The 16822-nt window shown below is 72.2% G+C and carries 14 protein-coding genes; 7 read left to right on the forward strand and 7 right to left on the reverse strand.

Translation table 11 applies throughout. From position 1 onward, the window contains the following. Nucleotides 1–3: 3 nt before the first annotated feature. From araD to xylA, 4 genes are all read right to left on the reverse strand, one after another. The gene (gene araD / locus ACFVGW_RS09700) at nucleotides 4–1764 is read right to left on the reverse strand and encodes an L-arabinonate dehydratase (RefSeq protein WP_385851518.1); all 1761 of its coding nucleotides are present in this window, start codon (nucleotides 1762–1764) and stop codon (nucleotides 4–6) included. Beyond that, complete coding sequence (locus tag ACFVGW_RS09705) at nucleotides 1761–2669, reverse strand: dihydrodipicolinate synthase family protein (RefSeq protein ID WP_385851519.1); 909 nt, start codon at nucleotides 2667–2669, stop codon at nucleotides 1761–1763. The genes araD and ACFVGW_RS09705 overlap by 4 nt, the downstream gene beginning before the upstream one ends. 4 nt (nucleotides 2670–2673) lie before the next feature. Further along, nucleotides 2674–3315, reverse strand: a complete 642-nt coding sequence (locus ACFVGW_RS09710) for a GntR family transcriptional regulator (RefSeq protein ID WP_383224379.1) — start codon at nucleotides 3313–3315, stop codon at nucleotides 2674–2676. Nucleotides 3316–3525: 210 nt separating this feature from the next. Next, the gene (gene xylA / locus ACFVGW_RS09715; RefSeq protein WP_385851520.1) at nucleotides 3526–4710 is read right to left on the reverse strand and encodes a xylose isomerase; all 1185 of its coding nucleotides are present in this window, start codon (nucleotides 4708–4710) and stop codon (nucleotides 3526–3528) included. A 212-nt stretch (nucleotides 4711–4922) separates the two neighbouring features. On the opposite strand from xylA, the gene xylB reads away from it, so the two are divergent. The 4 genes from xylB (at nucleotide 4923) to ACFVGW_RS09735 (ending at nucleotide 11126) form a co-directional block, all read left to right on the forward strand. Further along, on the forward strand, nucleotides 4923–6410 hold the full coding sequence (gene xylB, locus ACFVGW_RS09720) for a xylulokinase (protein ID WP_385851521.1): 1488 nt from the start codon (nucleotides 4923–4925) through the stop codon (nucleotides 6408–6410). A 179-nt stretch (nucleotides 6411–6589) separates the two neighbouring features. Next, nucleotides 6590–7417 carry an FAD binding domain-containing protein gene (locus ACFVGW_RS09725; protein ID WP_385851522.1) on the forward strand — a complete coding sequence of 276 codons (828 nt, stop codon included), beginning with the start codon at nucleotides 6590–6592 and terminating at the stop codon, nucleotides 7415–7417. After that, nucleotides 7414–10140, forward strand: coding sequence for a molybdopterin-dependent oxidoreductase (locus tag ACFVGW_RS09730; protein WP_385851523.1), 2727 nt, complete (start codon nucleotides 7414–7416; stop codon nucleotides 10138–10140). The genes ACFVGW_RS09725 and ACFVGW_RS09730 overlap by 4 nt, the downstream gene beginning before the upstream one ends. Continuing rightward, a complete protein-coding gene (locus ACFVGW_RS09735) occupies nucleotides 10137–11126 on the forward strand; it encodes an antibiotic biosynthesis monooxygenase (protein WP_385851524.1) in 990 nt (329 codons plus the stop codon). Before ACFVGW_RS09730 ends, ACFVGW_RS09735 begins: the two co-directional genes overlap by 4 nt. 28 nt (nucleotides 11127–11154) lie before the next feature. Here the strand turns inward: ACFVGW_RS09735 and ACFVGW_RS09740 are convergent, their stop codons facing one another. Beyond that, a complete protein-coding gene (locus ACFVGW_RS09740) occupies nucleotides 11155–12081 on the reverse strand; it encodes a universal stress protein (RefSeq protein ID WP_385851525.1) in 927 nt (308 codons plus the stop codon). Nucleotides 12082–12123: 42 nt separating this feature from the next. Continuing rightward, nucleotides 12124–13023, reverse strand: a complete 900-nt coding sequence (locus tag ACFVGW_RS09745) for an Lrp/AsnC family transcriptional regulator (protein WP_385851526.1) — start codon at nucleotides 13021–13023, stop codon at nucleotides 12124–12126. 205 nt (nucleotides 13024–13228) lie between these two features. On the opposite strand from ACFVGW_RS09745, the gene ACFVGW_RS09750 reads away from it, so the two are divergent. From ACFVGW_RS09750 to ACFVGW_RS09760, 3 genes are all read left to right on the forward strand, one after another. Further along, on the forward strand, nucleotides 13229–14230 hold the full coding sequence (locus tag ACFVGW_RS09750; RefSeq protein WP_385851527.1) for a C-terminal binding protein: 1002 nt from the start codon (nucleotides 13229–13231) through the stop codon (nucleotides 14228–14230). After that, complete coding sequence (locus tag ACFVGW_RS09755; RefSeq protein WP_385851528.1) at nucleotides 14227–15006, forward strand: class II aldolase/adducin family protein; 780 nt, start codon at nucleotides 14227–14229, stop codon at nucleotides 15004–15006. Before ACFVGW_RS09750 ends, ACFVGW_RS09755 begins: the two co-directional genes overlap by 4 nt. Nucleotides 15007–15144: 138 nt before the next feature. Then, the gene (locus ACFVGW_RS09760; protein WP_385851529.1) at nucleotides 15145–16095 is read left to right on the forward strand and encodes a tellurite resistance/C4-dicarboxylate transporter family protein; all 951 of its coding nucleotides are present in this window, start codon (nucleotides 15145–15147) and stop codon (nucleotides 16093–16095) included. Between the two features lie 38 nt (nucleotides 16096–16133). Here the strand turns inward: ACFVGW_RS09760 and ACFVGW_RS09765 are convergent, their stop codons facing one another. After that, entirely contained in the window at nucleotides 16134–16727 is a 594-nt protein-coding gene (locus ACFVGW_RS09765) for a hypothetical protein (RefSeq protein ID WP_385851530.1), read from the reverse strand. Nucleotides 16728–16822: the final 95 nt, after the last annotated feature.

The following is a 16822-nucleotide window of genomic DNA, read 5'->3' on the forward strand; positions in this document are numbered from 1 at the left end:
GGGCTAGCCCGCGTACGGATCCGGAGTCGTTCCCGGCCTGGCCAGGAACTCGAAGTCGCAGCCGGTGTCGGCCTGGGAGATCTGCTCGGTGTAGAGCGCGCCGTAGCCGCGCTCGTAGCGCTTCGGCGGGGGAGTCCACGAGGCTCGTCGGCGCTCCCACTCCTCCTCGTCCACCTCCGCGTGGAGCGTGCGCGCCTCGACGTCCAGGGTGATGAGGTCCCCGGTGCGGACGAGGGCGAGCGGGCCGCCGACGTACGACTCCGGCGCCACGTGCAGCACGCAGGCGCCGTAACTCGTACCGCTCATCCGGGCGTCGGAGATCCGGACCATGTCCCGCACCCCCTGCTCCAGCAGATGGCGGGGGATCGGCAGCATGCCGTACTCCGGCATGCCCGGACCGCCCTTGGGGCCGGAGTTGCGCAGGACCAGGACGTGGTCGCGCGTGATCCCGAGCTCCGGATCGTCGATGGTCCGCTGCATCGTGCGGTAGTCGTCGAAGACCACGGCCGGACCGGTGTGCTTGAGCAGCTGCGGCTCGGCGGCGATGTGCTTGATCACCGCGCCGTCCGGGCACAGGTTTCCACGCAGCACCGCCACCCCGCCCTCGTCCGCGAGCGGACGCGAACGCACCCTGATGACCTCGTCGTTGTGCACCAGGGCGCCGTCGAGCTGCTCCCGCAGCGTCGGGTGGGCGACGGTCGGCCGGTCCAGGTGGAGCACGTCCGTGAGCCGCGAGAGAAAGCCCGGCATGCCGCCGGCGAAGTGGAAGTCCTCCATCAGGTACCGCCCGCCGGGGCGGAGGTCGGCGAGCACAGGGACCGACCGTGCGATCCGGTCGAAGTCGTCCAGGGCGAGCCGCACTCCGGACCGGCCTGCCATCGCGATCAGATGGATGACGGCGTTCGTCGACCCGCCGAGCGCCAGGACGGCGGCGACCGCGTCCTCGTACGCCTCACGGGTGAGGATCCGCGAGAGCCGCAGGTCCCGCCGGACGAGCTCGACGATCCGCATCCCCGAGGCGGCGGCCATCCGGTCGTGACCGGAGTCCACGGCGGGGATGGACGAGGCACCCGGCATCGTCACACCCAGTGTCTCCGCCGCGGCGGTGAGCGTGGATGCCGTGCCCATCGTCATGCAGTGGCCCGGAGAGCGCGCGAGCCCGTTCTCCAGCTCGGCCAGCTCGCCGTCGCCGATCAGGCCGGCCCGCCGGTCGTCCCAGTACTTCCACATGTCCGTACCGGAACCGAGGGTCTCGCCCCGCCAGTGGCCCGGGAGCATCGGACCCGCGGGGACGAACACCGTCGGCAGGTCCACGGTGGCCGCGCCCATCAGCAGGGCCGGGGTCGACTTGTCGCAGCCGCCCATCAGGACGGCCCCGTCGACGGGGTAGGAGCGCAGCAGCTCCTCCGTCTCCATCGCCAGGAGGTTGCGGTAGAGCATGGGCGTCGGCTTCTGGAACGTCTCCGAGAGCGTGGAGACGGGGAACTCCAGCGGGAAGCCGCCGGCCTGCCACACCCCGCGCTTCACCGCCTGCGCGCGCTCGCGCAGATGGACGTGGCAGGGGTTGATGTCGGACCAGGTGTTGAGGATCGCGACGACCGGCTTGCCCAGGTGCTCCTCGGGCAGATAGCCGAGCTGCCGGGTGCGGGCCCGGTGGCTGAACGAGCGCAGTCCGTCGGTCCCGTACCAGCGATGACTGCGCAGCTCCCCGGGACCGTGCGGGGCCTGCGGGTCCGTGCTCCGGGAGTCGGCGGCGGCGCTCATGCCTGCCACCCGGCGGCTATCGCCGCCACCTCGGCCCTGCTCCGCTCCGGCAGTTCGCGGCTCGGGGGCCGGATGTCGCGGCGGCAGAGGCCCAGAGCGGCCAGCGCCTCCTTGACGACGGTGACGTTGTCCGCGTTGCCGTTGGCGGCCCGCAGCTCCTCGAAGCGGCGGATCTGCTCCCACACCTTCATCGCCGCGGGATAGTCACCGGTCCGCAGGGCGGTGAGCATCTCCAGGGACACCGAGGGCGCCACGTTGACCAGGCCCGAGGTGAAGCCGGTCGCTCCGCTCGCGAAGTACGACGGGGCGTACGGCTCGGCGAGCCCGGCCACCCAGACGAAGCGGTCGAGACCGGCGTCGCGGGCGAAGCCGGCGAAGCGGGACGCGTCCGGGACCGCGTACTTCACACCGATGACGTTCGGGCAGGCCGCGCCGAGCTCCGCGAGCCGCTCGCCGCCGAGCAGCGCGTTGCGGATGTACGGCACGATGCCGAGCTCCGGGACGGCCTCGGCGATCGCCCGGTGGTAGTCGACCCAGCCGCCGTCGGATACGTACGGATGGACCGGCTGATGGACCATCAGCATGCCGGCTCCGGAGTCCCGGGCGTGCCGGGCGGCCGCGATCGCGGTCGGCACGTCGTGGCCGACGCCGGCCAGCACGGCGGCCCGGTCGCCCGCCTCCTCGATCGTCACCTCGGTGACGAGGCGGCGCTCCTCGGGCGTGAGGGCGTAGAACTCGCCGGTGTTGCCGTTCGGTGTGAGGGTCCGGATGCCGGCGTCGAGCATCCGGCGCAACAGCGCGCGGTGGGCGGCGGTGTCCACCGAGCCGTCCTCGGCGAACGGCGTCACCGGGATCGCCACCACGTCGGCGAGCGCGGCCTTCTCGGTCTCGAAGTTCCTGGTCACCCGGTCACTCACCGTCCTCGGGGAAGGCGCGCTCGACGAACGAGGCGATGTGGTCGTGCACGGCGAGGCCGGCGCCGGCGGAGTCGCCGGCCAGCGCGAGCCGGAGGATCTCCTCGTGCTCGGCCGCCTCGCGCTGCCAGGAGGGCGTCGCGGCCCAGGCCACGGTGGAGACCAGGGCGGCCTGGTCGCGGACCTCGTCCAGCATCCGGCCGAGCAGCGGGTTGCCGCAGGGCAGGTAGAGGGCGCGGTGGAAGTCCCTGTTGGCCAGGGAGCGTTCGGCCGGATCCTCGGCGGCCTCCGCCCGGCCGAGCGCGTCCCGCGCCTCGTCGAGGGGCGCGCCGGCGTCCACGGTACGGCGCACGGCCTCCGGTTCGAGCAGCAGCCGTACGTCGTAGACCTCGCGGGCCATGTCGGCGTCCACCATCCGTACCGTCACGCCCTTGTACTGGCTCATCACCACGAGGCCGCTGCCGGCCAGTGTCTTCAGGGCCTCGCGCACCGGGGTCTTCGACACCCCGAAACGGGCGGCCAGTTCGGTCTCCACGAGCGCCTGGCCGGGGCTGAGTCCACCGGTCAGGATGTCGTGCTTGATCGCCTCCAGGACGTACTGGGTGCGGGAGGGGATGGGGCTGGGGGCGAAGGTCATGACGCACTCTCAGATCTCATGTATCGCGTCTCATATATGACGTACGAAGGGCAACGCCGATGAAGCTAAGGGGGTGTTGATGTTTCGTCAATGCTTCGCGCAGGATTATCGGAAAGCGCTTACCGTCTTCTCCCGTCCGGGTTGTACGGCAACGGGCGCCCGGTCCGTGGCCCGGGCGCCCGTCGTGGTGAAGAGTGGGAGGTGGCGCGGTCAGCGGACCGCCAGCAGGTGTTCGAGCGCCAGCTGGTCCAGTCGCTCGAACGCCATGGAGCGCCCGGCCGCCGCCTCCACGTCGAACTCCTCGAACGCGCCGGTGTCGGCGAGCAGTCCGGCGAGACCGTCGGAGGCCGTGGGCACGGCGAGTTCGGGCAGCCGGGAGGCGGTCAGGGCCTCCTGGACCTCGGGGTCGGCGCGGAAGGCGGCCGCGCGCTCCTTCAGGATCAGATAGTTGCGCATGCAGTTCTTCGCGGACTCCCACACCCCGTCGAAGCCGTCCGTGCGGACGGGCTTGAAGTCGAAGTGCCGCGGCCCCTCGTACCCCCCGGTCTCCAGCAGGTCCACCAGCCAGAACGCCTGGCGCAGATCCCCCGCGCCGAAGCGGAAGTCCTGGTCGTACTTGATGCCCGACTGGCCGTTGAGGTCGATGTGGAAGAGCTTGCCGGCCCACAGTGCCTGGGCGATGCCGTGCGGGAAGTTGAGTCCCGCCATCTGCTCGTGGCCCGTCTCCGGGTTCACTCCCACCAGTTCGGGCCGTTCCAGACGCTCGATGAAGGCCAGGGCGTGGCCGATCGTCGGCAGCAGGATGTCGCCGCGCGGCTCGTTCGGCTTGGGCTCGATCGCGAAGCGCAGCTCGTAGCCCTGCTCGGAGACGTACTGACCGAGCAGGTCAAAGGCCTCCTTCATCCGGTCGAGCGCCACCCGGACGTCCTTCGCCGCACCCGACTCGGCACCTTCACGGCCGCCCCAGGCGACATACGTCGTGGCGCCGAGCTCGACGGCCAGATCGATGTTGCGGATCGTCTTGCGCAGGGCGTAGCGGCGGACGTCCCGGTCGTTGGCGGTGAAGCCGCCGTCCTTGAAGACGGGGTGGGTGAAGAGGTTGGTCGTGGCCATCGGCACCTTCAGGCCGGTGCGTTCGAGCGCCGACCGGAAGCGCTTGACCGTCGACTCGCGCTCCGCGTCCGATGCCCCGAAGGGGATCAGGTCGTCGTCGTGGAACGTGACGCCGTAGGCCCCCAGCGCGGCCAGCCGTTCCACCGACTCCACGGGGTCGAGTGCGGGGCGGGTGGCCTCGCCGAAGGGGTCGCGGCCCTGCCAGCCGACGGTCCACAGGCCGAAGGTGAACCGGTCCTCGGGGGTGGGGGAGAAGCGTGCGGGGGAGATGTGTTCCGTCATGGTCTATCCCTTTTGTTGCCGTTCTCGGACGAAAGGAAGGGCGTGGCGCGGCCTGGCCCATCTATTTGTTTTCTGAGATAACTAATACGGTACGGCGCGACCCGGCGCCAGAGTGGGCGACGACTCCGCGCCGGAGAAGCCGACGACTCCGCGTCGGAGTGCCAACGACTCCGCGCCTGCGTGAGCACGCGGTCCGACGAAAGGTGAGACCCATGACGGCGACGCGCTCCGCGCCCCCGGCCGTGATCGGCGTGGACAGTTCCACACAGTCCACCAAGGCGCTCGTCGTCGACGCGGAGACCGGCGCCGTACGCGGAACCGGCCGGGCCTCGCACATGGTGACGGGGGAGCACGGAGCCCGCGAGAGCGACCCCGAGCAGTGGTGGTCGGCACTGCGCGACGCCGTCGCCGCGGCCCTGACCGACGCGGGGACGCCCTCCTCCGCCGTGACCGGCATCGCCGTCGCGGGCCAGCAGCACGGGCTCGTGGTGCTCGACCCGGCGGGCCGCCCACTGCGCCCCGCTCTGCTCTGGAACGACACCCGGTCCGCCCCTCAGGCCGTCGAACTCACCGCCGCGCTCGGCGGTCCCGACGGCTGGCTCGCCCGGACCGGCTCGGTTCCGGTCGCCTCGATGACCGCCACCACCTGGCAGTGGCTGCGCGCCCACGAACCCGTCGTCGCCGCCTCCACGGCCGCCGTCAGGCTGCCCCACGACTTCCTGACGGAGCGCCTCTCCGGAGTCGCCGCCACGGACCCCGGCGACGCCTCGGGCACCTGCTGGTACGACACGGCCACCTCCGCATACGACCCCGGGATCCTGGCCCTCCTCGGCCTCGACGAGTCCCTGCTGCCCGTCGTCGCCCCCAGCGGTGCCACCCGGGTCGGCACGCTCACCCCGGCCGCCGCCCGCGCGCTCGGACTGCCCTCCGGCGTCGCCGTCGCCGCCGGTACGGGAGACAACATGGCCGCGGCCGTCGGCCTGGGCCTCGGCGGCGCGGGGCTCCTGGACCATCCCGTCGTGAGTCTCGGCACCTCGGGCACCGTCTTCGCCGCCACCCGGACCCGCCCGGCCGCCCCCGGCCTCGCCGGATTCGCCGCGGCCGACAGCACGTACCTCCCCCTCGGCTGCACCCTCAACTGCAGCCTGGCCGTGGACCGGTTCGCCGGCCTGCTCGGCCTCGACCGCGAGGACACCGCACCCGGTGACGGCGTCGTCGTCCTGCCGTACCTCGACGGCGAGCGCACCCCGGACCTTCCGCACGCCACCGGCCTCGTCACCGGACTGCGCCACACCACCACACCCCAGGCGATCCTCGGCGCGGCCTACGAGGGTGCCGCGTTCACCGTGCTGCGCGCCCTCGACGACCTCCTCCGCGCCTGCGGCCTCGACCCCTCGGACGCGGCGGTACGGGACCGCCCGCTGCGCCTGATCGGCGGCGGCGCCCGGGGACGTGCCTGGAGGGACACGATCCGCCGCCTCTCCGGCCGCCCCGTGACGGTCCCCGCCGCGACCGAACTCGTCGCCCTCGGCGCGGCCGCGCTCGCGGCCTCCGCCGCGACCGGCCACGACCCGGTCGCGCTCGCCACCGCATGGGGCACGGGACGGGGCGAGACACTGGAGCCGCCGGCCCGCGACGAGGAGACCTGGGACCGGATCGCCACCGTCCTGGACCGGGCGGCCCCGAGTCTCCTCACCTGACCCGCGACAGCCCGTTCCGGCCGTTCCGGCCGCGCGAGGACGGCCCGTCCTCGCTACGCTGGAAGGAAGTTGCCGTGTCCGGCGGTCCTGTCTCCCACGACGTGGGCGCGGCCGTCTCCAGGCGATCCCGATGCGCTGGACGGGGCACGCTCCCCGCGCGCTGGGGCAGGTGTCTCCCCATGGATCTGAACACCGTCACCGAAGTCGTCCGGCTGCCGTCCGAACGGCCGGGCGCGGACTGGCGCGAGGGCGACGCCTGGCTCGCGGGCGGGACGTGGCTGTACTCCGTCGAACAGCCGGACCTGCGCCGCCTGGTCGACCTCGCGGCGCTGCCGTGGGCACCCCTCGTGCCGGGCGACACCGGACTGGAGATCGGGGCCACCTGCACGATCCACGACCTCCACGCCTTCGTTCCGCCCGGCGACTGGGCAGCGGGGACGCTCCTCGCCACGGCCTGCGAGGCGTTCCTCTCCTCGTTCAAGATCTGGAACGCGGCGACCGTGGGAGGAAACATCTGCCTGTCGCTGCCCGCCGGTCCGATGATCACGCTGGCGGTCGCCCTCGAAGCGGGCTACGAGCTGTGGGCCACCGACGGCTCCGTACGCACCGTCGACGCGCTGGACTTCGTCACCGGCGACCACCGCAACATCCTGGCGCCGGGCGAGATCCTGCGCCGCGTGCACATCCCGGCGCGTGCCCTGCGCAAGCGCGCCGCCCACCGCCGGTTCACGCTCACCCACCTCGGCCGCTCCACCGTGTTCCTGATCGGGACGCGCACACCCGGCATGGGCGACCTCTTGCTCACCGTCACCGCCGGAACCACCCGACCGGTACGGTTCGCCTTCGACCGGATGCCCGACGCCCCCACCCTGCGACGGAGCGTCGACGCCATCCCCGCCGACGTCTGGTTCGCCGACCCCAACGGGACTCCCGGCCACCGTCGCCACCTCACCCGGCACTTCGCCGAAGAGATCCGCCGCGAACTCACGGCAGAGGACCCGGCATGACCTACCTCGTCAACGGCAGGAGTTTCGACGCGGAACCGCGTCCCGGCCAGTGCCTGCGCACGTACCTGCGGGAGCTGGGCCACTTCGGCGTCAAGAAGGGCTGCGACGCGGGCGACTGCGGCGCGTGCACGGTGTGGCTGGATGGCGTCCCGGTCCACAGCTGCGTCACCCCCGCCTTCCGCGCGGAAGGCCACGAGGTGACCACGATCGAGGGTCTCGGGGCGCCCGGCGACCTGCACCCGGTGCAACGCCGCTTCCGGGACGCGCCGGGTTTCCAGTGCGGCTTCTGCACGGCCGGGATGATCATGACCTCGGCCACGTTCACCGGGGAACAGAAGGCCGACCTTCCGCGGGCCCTCAAGGGCAACCTCTGCCGCTGCACCGGCTACCGGGCGATCGAGGACGCCGTACGGGGCCGCTCCGCCGTGCAGGACGCCGAACCCGGCAAGGCCGTGGGAACGAGCGTGGGCGCGCCGGCGGCCGAGGACGTCGTGACCGGCCGCGCCGAGTTCACGATGGACACCCGCATGGACGGCATGCTGCACCTCAAGGTGCTGCACTCCCCGCACGCGCACGCCCGGATCATGTCGGTCGACAGGGCCGCCGCGCTCGCCGTCCCCGGCGTGCGTCGCGTCTACACCTGGGAGGACGTGCCGCGCAGGCGGTTCACCACGGCGATCCACACCGACCACCTCGTCGATCCGGACGACACGTACATCCTCGACGACACGGTCCGCTTCGTCGGCCAGCGCGTCGCCGCGGTCGTGGCCGACACCGTCGGGGCGGCGGAGGAGGGCTGCCGTCGCCTCGCCGTGGAGTACGAGGTGCTGCCGGCGGTCTTCGACCCCGAGGAGGCCATGGCCGACGGGGCGCCCCAACTCCACGGCTCGGAGGACCCGTTCGTCCGCGATCCCGACCGCAACCTCCTGCTGGAGATCCATACGCACATCGGGGACGTCGACGCCGGCTTCGCCGCGGCCGACGTGATCCACGAAGGCACGTACGTCTCCCCCCGCGTGCAGCACGCGCACCTGGAGACCCACGGCTCCATCGCCTGGATGGAGGACGGCCGGCTGAACGTCCGCACCAGTTCGCAGTCACCGTCGATCGCCAAGGTCAAACTGGAGTACCTGTTCGCACTGCGCCCGGACCAGCTCCGTGTCTTCTGCAAGCGCGTCGGCGGCGGGTTCGGCGGCAAGCAGGAGGTCATCTCCGAGGACCTGGCCGCGCTCGCCGCGCTGGACACCGGGCGGCCCGTCTCCTTCGAGTACACGCGCGAGGAGGAGTTCACCACGGCCTCGCCGCGCCATCCGATGAAGCTGACGGTCCGGCTCGGCGCGAAGGCCGACGGCACCCTCACCGCGTTCCAGGTCCGCAACGTGTCCAACACGGGCGCCTACGGCAACCACGGCGGCGAGACGCTCCACGCGGGCGGGGCCGCCGTGATGATCTACCGCTGCCCCCACAAGAAGTACGACGCCTACTCCGTCTACACCAACACCGTCCCGAGCGGGGCGCTGCGCGGGTACGGCATGACGCAGCCCGCCTTCGCCGTGGAGTCGGCGATGGACGAACTGGCCCGCGCCCTGCACATGGACCCCCTCGCCCTGCGCCGCCGCAACATCGTGCGGCCCGGCGATCCGCTCGTCGCGATGCACGACGGCCCCGACGACGTGATGTTCAACGAGGACGGCCTCGGCAAGTGCGTCGACCTGGTGGCGGGCTCCCTCGCCCGTACGGCAGACCAGCCAGGGCCCGGCCCGGAGTGGCTCGTCGGTGTCGGCGTGGCGAGCTCCCTGCACGAGACCGCGCCCCCGACCGAGCACATCTCCGAAGCCCGGCTGACCCTCGGTGACGACCTCGTCTACGAACTGGCGGTCGGCACCGTCGAGTTCGGTGAGGGCACCTCGACCGCGCACGTCCAGATCGCAGCGACCCAGCTGCGGACGGTGCCGTCGCGGATCCGCCTCGTACAGTCCGACACCGACCGCACCGGATTCGACACCGGGGCCTTCGCCAGCGCCGGACTCTTCGTGGCGGGCAACGCGGTGCTCCGGGCGGCCAACGCGGTGCGCGACCGCATCCTGGAGTTCGCCGCCGCCCACGCGGGCGTCCATGTCGTGATGTGCACGATGGACGACGAGGACGTCGTCTGCGGGGACACCCGGGTCCCGCTGGCCGAACTCGTCGCCCTCGCCCGTTCCCGCGGCATCCGGTTCACCGCCGCCCGCAAGGCGTACGGATCGCCCCGGAGCGTGGTCTCCAACACGCAGGGCTTCCGTATCGCCGTGCACCCGGTCACGGGGGAGATCCGTGTCCTGCACAGCGTCCAGGCGACCGACGCCGGTGTGGTGATCAACCCCGAGCAGGTCCGGGGACAGGTGGACGGCGGGGTCGCCCAGGGCATCGGATTCGCGCTGACGGAGAACCACCAGGTCGACGCCGACGGCGTCATGGTCAACCCGAACCTCCGCAACTACCGGATCCCCACCTTCGCCGACGTCCCCCGCACCGAAGTGCTCCTGGTGTCCTCCGCGGACTCCGTGGGGCCCATGCGGTCCAAGGGCATGGCCGAGTGCTGCGTCAACCCCGTGGCCCCCGCGCTGGCGAACGCGCTCCACGACGCCACCGGCGTCCGCTACCGCGAACTGCCCCTGACCCCGGAACGGATCTACCACCGGCTCGCCGGGAGCAGGCTCGCGCGGACGGGCACGGGCCGATGACCACCGAGAGGCACCCGGAGGCCGCGGCACCCCCCGACGCCGCCGCGACGGTCATCATCGGCCGCAGGGTCCGGCCGGGCATGCAGCGGGCGTACGAGCGGTGGCAGGAGGGCGTCAACACCGCGGCGGCACGGTACGCCGGGTACCTGGGCGCCGAGGTCTCCCCTCCTACCGGCCTGCAACCCGACTGGGTCATCGTCTACCGCTTCGACTCGGTGGCCCATCTGCAGGCGTGGATGAACAGCGCGACCCGGCAGAGCCTCCTCGACTCCGGCGAGAGGTACTTCGACGGCCCCGCGACCCAGCAGGTCATCAGCGGCGGAACACAGCCCACGGACCCCCTCGTGACCGTGGTCGTGACCCACCGCGTCGCCCCGCACCAGATCGACGACTTCCTCGACTGGCAGAAGCGCATGAGTCAGGAGGAGAGCCGGTTCGAAGGCTTCCGCGGGACCGAGCTCTTCCGGCCGATCGAGGGCGTCCAGGACGAGTGGACCACGCTGTACCGCTACGACAACGCCGAGCACCTCGACGCCTGGCTGACGTCCAGGAAGCGACGGGTGATGCTGGCCGAGGGCGCCAAGTTCGACGACTTCAAACTCCGTACGATCGACAACTCGTTCGGCAGCTGGTTCGCCTTCGAGGAGAACGGCAGAGAAGCGCCGCCGCCCTCGGAGACCAAGACCGCCATCGCCGTCTGGGTCGGCCTGTACCCGACCGTCGTGCTGCTCACGCTCGCCCTGTCGCCGCTGCGATGGCCGCTCTGGCTGGGGCTGCTCGTGGGAAACCTGCTGTCGAGCTTCATCATGAGCTTCTTCACGATGCCGTACTACGTGAACCCGCTGCTCAGGCGGTGGCTGAGGCCCGCACCGGGGGAGTCGCGGGCGAAGACCAACCGCATCGGGCTCGGCATCGTCGCCGTCGTCACCGTCTTCTGGGTGGCCGTCTTCTACCTGATCACGCGACAGTTCTGGACCCTGCCGTGACGGTTGGACCGCCGCCGGCCGGCCCTTCTCACGTCGACGTGGTTCCGTGGGGCGGGACGATCGCGACCGGGCAGTGGGCGTGGTGCAGCACGGCGTGGGCGACCGACCCCATCAGGAGCGTCGCGACCCGGTGTCTGCGGTGCCGGCCCACGACGACCAGCGCCGCGCGCCGTGACCCTTCGACGAGCCGCCCCGCCGCGTCCGCCGGTACGACGACGGGCACGACCTCGACGTCCTTGTACCGCTCGGTGAACGGCCGCAGCCGGTCCTCCTGGAGGCTCACGGTCTCCTTGACCAGGTCGGGGGTCTCGTCCACGGGCACCGGCGGCGGCATCTGCAGGGCGGGCGCCGGCGGGCCGACCAGCATGATCGGCGACGGCGGCAACCGGTAGGCGGTCACCACCTCGAGGGCCACGCCACGCTGCTGGGCCGCGTGGAAGGCGAAGTCCACCACCTCGTCGCCGGTCTCCTCCGGGTGCAGCCCCACCAGGACCCGGCCCGACTCGGCGTCGCCCCCCAGGGACACGGTCCGCGCCTCGTGCGGCACCACGACGACGGGGCAGGGAGCGGAGACGGCCAGGGTCCGCCCGGAGGAACCGAGCAGCAGACTGGCGAAGCCGCCCCGTCCACGCGATCCGGTCACCAGGAACCGCGCGGTCCTGGCCGCGTCGAGCAGGGCGTCCGACACGGAGCCGTCGAGCGAGTCGAACCGCACCGGCACCCGCGGGCTCTGCTCCTCCACCCAGGCGCGCACACCGTCGAGAACGGCGTCCGGAATGTCGGGCGTCTCGCCGAGCGAGGCGATCCGGGCGCTGCCCAGCTGGAGCGCGTCGGAACGCACATGGGCGACGACCAGGGGAGCGTCGAGCCGCTGCGCCACGCTCAGGGCCCATTCGAGGGCCAGGTGGCTGTGCTCGGACCCGTCCACGCCGACGACAACCGGCTTCTCGTTCATAGGGGCATGATTCCCCGCCTCCCCGCGCCCCGCTCGGTGGATCTACTCCGCCGGTGCGCCGAGGTCGTACCGCTCCTTGACCAGTTCCAGATGGATCCAGCTCTCGACGCTCCGTACGCCCGGCAGTGCCCGCATCGCGTCCAGCGCCGCCCTCACGGCCCCGAGGGAGCCCGCCGTGACCGTGCCGACCAGCTCCGCGCGTCCCAGGCAGGCCGACAGGAAAGTGACTTCCTCGGATGCTGCCAGCGCCCGCGCCACCGGCTCCCGCGCGCCCTCGACCCGTACCGCGAACCCGCACGCGTACCCCAGCCCCAGCACCTCGGGGCGGACCAGCGCCAGCACCTTCACCACCCCGCCGTCCAGGAGACGCAGGGTGCGCGCGCGGGTGGCACCGGGGGAGAGGCCCACTCGTTCGGCGAGGTCGGCGAAGGGGAGCCGGCCGTCCTGTTCGAGGGCGTCGAGGATCCGCAGGTCGGTGTCGTCCAGGTCCGACACGGCCGGCTCGTCCGCCAGCAGATAGGGGTCCTTGAGATGACGGGTGCCGATCAGCGGGTCGACCACCGCGACACCGGGCACGGAACGCACACGCTCGATGCTCCGTTCCAGTGCCTCGAAGCCCTCGGTGCGCAACTCCGTCATGATCGCCCGCTGCCCGGCCGTCAGGCTGACGAACGGGGCCTCGGGGAGTTCGGCGACGGCCCGCGCCACGGGCTCCGCCGCGCCGTCGACGTCGATCGAGAGATGCGCGGACGCGGTCAGTCCACGGACCGAGGGGTGGACGACGGCGACGACCCGGACCGCTCCCGACTCCAGCAGGCGCTGCACCCGGGCCCGGGTCGCGGGCCGGGACAGGCCGACGTGCTGGGCCAGCGTCTCGTACGCGAGGCGTCCGTCCTTCTGCAGCGCGCGTACGACGGCCAGGTCGACGGAATCCAGCTCCACCCGGTGATCTCCTCGGCTCGGCGGCCACGGGGGCGGCGGCCCCGGGTCCGACTGCCATTCTCGGGCACCGCCCCGCGGTGCGGATCCGTTCGTGACACGGGTCACGCGCGACCGTGTCATGCGCTGGTGGACAGTGGTGCAGATGAAACGTAAGTTCATCTCGTCATCGACCGACGAATCAGCAGTACGACCGAGAGGGGGTCGGGTGAATCAGCCCGTCGCCGTTTTCACCGACACCGACGACCTGGATCCCGAGCCGGGCGTCCGACTGCTCGCCGAGGCCGGGTTCGAGGTACGTGTCGCCGGAACGCGGGACCCCGACGCCCTCGTGGACGTGGCCGGGGACGCGGTCGCCCTGATCGTCGGCTACGCGCGGATCGACGCCGCGCTCCTCGGACGGCTCCCCCGACTGCGCGTCATCGCGACCATGTCCGCGGGGTACGACATGGTCGACACGGCCGAGGCCCGGAGGCGAGGAGTGTGGGTGGCGAACCTGCCCGGCGCCGCGACCGAGGACGTCGCCGTCCACGCGCTCGCCTCCACGCTCTCCCTCGTCCGGCGGCTCCCCCAGGCCGACGCCCTCGTCCGATCCGGCGGCTGGAACGCGGAGTTCACCTCGGAGGGCCGACTCCCGCGCCGGGCGAGCGAGCTGACCCTCGGGCTCGTCGGCCTCGGCAGGATCGCCCGCTCCTTCGCGACGCTCGCGGCACCGGTCTTCGGACGCGTCGCCGCCTACGACCCGCACACCGACCCCGCCCACTGGCCGGCCGGCATCGCACGCCACGACGACCTCGGCGACCTGGCCGCGGCCGCCGACGTCCTCTCCCTGCACGTCCCGCTCACCCCCGCCACCCGAGGCCTCGTCGACGGGGCGCTCCTCGCGCGCATGCGCCCCGGCGGCTTCCTCGTCAACGTCGCGCGCGGCGAACTCGTCGACCCGGTCGCCCTGGCGGACGCCCTGGACCGGGACCACCTGGCCGGCGCGGCACTCGACGTCTTCCCGGTCGAACCGCCCCCGGCCGACGACCCGCTGCGCCGCCACCCCCGCATCCAGCTCTCCCCGCACAGCGCCTTCCTGTCCGACACCTCGCGCCGTGCGTACGTGTGCGGACCCGCCGAGAACGTCATCGCCTGGCACCGCACCGGCCGCCCCTCGACAGCCGTCGTCGATCCCACCGCCACCGCCCTCGAAGGAGTCCTCGCATGACCACCGCCACGCCGCTCGCCCCGCAGACGAGGACCGCCGAAGAGCTCCGGCTGCGCCGCGAACTCGCCGCCGTCTACCGGCTCGTGGCCCACTTCAGGATGACCGACCTGATCTTCACCCACATCTCCCTGCGGCTGCCCGGCCCCGACCACCACTTCCTCATCAACCCCTACGGGCTGCTCTTCGAGGAGATCACCGCCTCCAACCTGGTGAAGATCGACCTCGACGGCAACCCCGTCGAGCCGACCCCCCACCCGGTCAACCCGGCCGGCTTCGTCATCCACAGCGCGATCCACGCGGCCCGGGAGGACGCGCACTGCGTCCTGCACACCCACACCAAGGCCGGCTGCGCGGTCGCCGCGCAGGAAGGCGGACTGCTCCCGCTCAACCAGATGTCGATGGAGTTCTACGACCGCGTCGGCTACCACGACTACGAGGGAGTCGCCCTCAACCTCGACGAGCAGCGCCGTCTGGTCGCCGACATCGGCACCCACCCCGCCCTCGTCCTGCGCAACCACGGCCTGCTGACTGTGGGAGAGAGCGCGGCCCAGGCGTTCCTTCGCATGTACTACCTCGAGCGTGCCTGCGAGATCCAGATCGCCGCACAGTCGAGCGGCGTCCCCCTGGTCGTCCCGGACGCCGAGATCTGCGCCTACACGGCCCGTCAGCTCACCGGCGAGGCGACCTCCGACTTCGAGGACGACGACGCGTACGGCCTGGCATGGGCGGCGATGCTCCGCCTTCTGGACCGGACCTGCCCGGACTACAAGGACTGACCTGAGGCCCGTGGAAACGGGCCCGGCTGCGCCGCCTCGCCGGAACAGCCCCGTCGGGCACACCCCGCCGGGTGCCGTTCCGCTCCTCCCCGCCGCGCCGAGTGGCGGACACGGTGCAGAGCCGTTGCGATGGGGATCATGAACGAGCGCACTGCCCGCTGGTGGTCCGAGCTCCCGCCCGCCGCGGGAGCGGCGGTGATGGCCACCGGCATCATCTCGGTCGGCTTCCACCTGACCGGCCTGGAGACGGTGTCCCGCACGCTGCTCGGCATCGCGGGCGCACTGTGGGTGCTGCTCGCCTTCGACTTCGGCTCCCGCCTGCTGCACAGCCGTCGCCGCTGGTTCGCCGAGGCCGACACCCCGCCCGCGCTGACCGCCGTCGCCGCCACCACCGTGCTCGGTGTACGCGTCGCCCTCCTCGGCTGGACCCACCTGGCCGCGGTGCTCCTCGCCGGATCGGCCCTGCTGTGGGCAGTGCTGCTCACGGCGGTACTCACCCACCTGCGGGGCGGCATGCCGGGCGGTGTCTTCCTGATCTGCGTCGCCACCGAGGCGCTCGCGGTCCTGGGCGCCACCCTCACACCCTGGGCGGGCGACTGGCTCGGCTACACCTCCCTGGCCTTCTTCCTGCTCGGCCTGCTGCTCTACCTCGCCGCCCTGCTCCGCTTCGACTTCGGGCAGGTCGGCGCGGGCGCCGGCGACCAGTGGGTGGCCGGCGGGGCCATGGCCATCTCCGCTCTCGCGGGCTCCAAGCTCCTCGCGACGGGTGTGTGGACCGGAGTGACCCACACGTCCCTGCGCAGCACGACCCTGTTCCTGCTGGTCGTCGACCTCGTCTGGTACGTCGTCCTGCTCGTCGCCGAGCTGCTCCGGCCGCGCCTGGCCTACGACGTCCGGCGCTGGGCCACCGTCTTCCCCATGGGAATGACGTCGGTCGCCTGCCTCTCCACCTCGACGGCCGCGGCCGTCGGCTGGCTCGACACCCTGGGACAGATCCTGCTGTGGACCGCGACCGTCGCCTGGCTCGCCACCCTCGCGGCGACGCTCCGTGCGAACCCCCGGCGAGCGGCTGCTCCCCGGGGAACCTGAGCCCCGCCGGGACGCGCCAGGTTCCGTACGTACCCCACTCAGCCCGTGAACGGCGCGAGCGCCGCGAAATCGGGTGCCACGCCGGCGGCCTCGGCCAGCGCGCCGAGCACGTTCCGCACCCGGGTCAGCGGGTGGTCCGGGAACTCGGCGTCGTAACGGGCGTGGTCCGCGGCGTGGAACGGCAGCCCGCCCTGGACCTCCGGGGCGTAGGGATGCGCCCGGAAGAAGGCATCCGGACCGACCTGCGCCATCACCATCGCCTCGCGCATGCCGGTCGTCCCGCGCTCGGGCGCCTGGATCTTCACCACCGTGCTGCACTCCGCCCTCGGGACGGTGAAACTGCCGATGAAGACCTGCCCATGAGCCTGCCCGGGCATCGGCAGCTTGAGTATCTGACGCAGCGCGGGCAGCCCGCCCAGCGACTTCACCGAGGCCTCGATCAGCCCGCCGCCGGCGTCCGCGGTCATGCGGGTCAGCGCGGCGCGCAGCGACGGGCCGTCGTCCAGGGACGCGGGAAGATCCGGGCGCAGTGCGAAGAAGTGCAGCGACAGCACATCACCCGCGTCGCTGACCCAGACATCGGGCTCGACGAGTCGGAAGCCCGGCAGTTCGATGCCGACAAGAGCTCTCATGACCGGTGATCATGGCGCATGCCGCCGACCGCGTCGAAGCGGGGGCTCCCGGAGCGAGAACACCCCGGGCAGCCCGCCTGTGGCGCCTAGGGCCT

This window comes from Streptomyces sp. NPDC127129, from assembly GCF_042671585.1.
Taxonomy (GTDB): domain Bacteria; phylum Actinomycetota; class Actinomycetes; order Streptomycetales; family Streptomycetaceae; genus Streptomyces.

Coding starts and splice junctions, on each gene's coding strand:
- araD (WP_385851518.1), bottom strand. CDS start 1,764: ATGAGCGCCGCCGCCGACTCCCGGAGCACGGACCCGCAGGCCCCGCAC.
- ACFVGW_RS09710 (WP_383224379.1), bottom strand. CDS start 3,315: ATGACCTTCGCCCCCAGCCCCATCCCCTCCCGCACCCAGTACGTCCTG.
- xylA (WP_385851520.1), bottom strand. CDS start 4,710: ATGACGGAACACATCTCCCCCGCACGCTTCTCCCCCACCCCCGAGGAC.
- xylB (WP_385851521.1), top strand. CDS start 4,923: ATGACGGCGACGCGCTCCGCGCCCCCGGCCGTGATCGGCGTGGACAGT.
- ACFVGW_RS09725 (WP_385851522.1), top strand. CDS start 6,590: ATGGATCTGAACACCGTCACCGAAGTCGTCCGGCTGCCGTCCGAACGG.
- ACFVGW_RS09730 (WP_385851523.1), top strand. CDS start 7,414: ATGACCTACCTCGTCAACGGCAGGAGTTTCGACGCGGAACCGCGTCCC.
- ACFVGW_RS09735 (WP_385851524.1), top strand. CDS start 10,137: ATGACCACCGAGAGGCACCCGGAGGCCGCGGCACCCCCCGACGCCGCC.
- ACFVGW_RS09740 (WP_385851525.1), bottom strand. CDS start 12,081: ATGAACGAGAAGCCGGTTGTCGTCGGCGTGGACGGGTCCGAGCACAGC.
- ACFVGW_RS09755 (WP_385851528.1), top strand. CDS start 14,227: ATGACCACCGCCACGCCGCTCGCCCCGCAGACGAGGACCGCCGAAGAG.
- ACFVGW_RS09760 (WP_385851529.1), top strand. CDS start 15,145: ATGAACGAGCGCACTGCCCGCTGGTGGTCCGAGCTCCCGCCCGCCGCG.
- ACFVGW_RS09765 (WP_385851530.1), bottom strand. CDS start 16,727: ATGAGAGCTCTTGTCGGCATCGAACTGCCGGGCTTCCGACTCGTCGAG.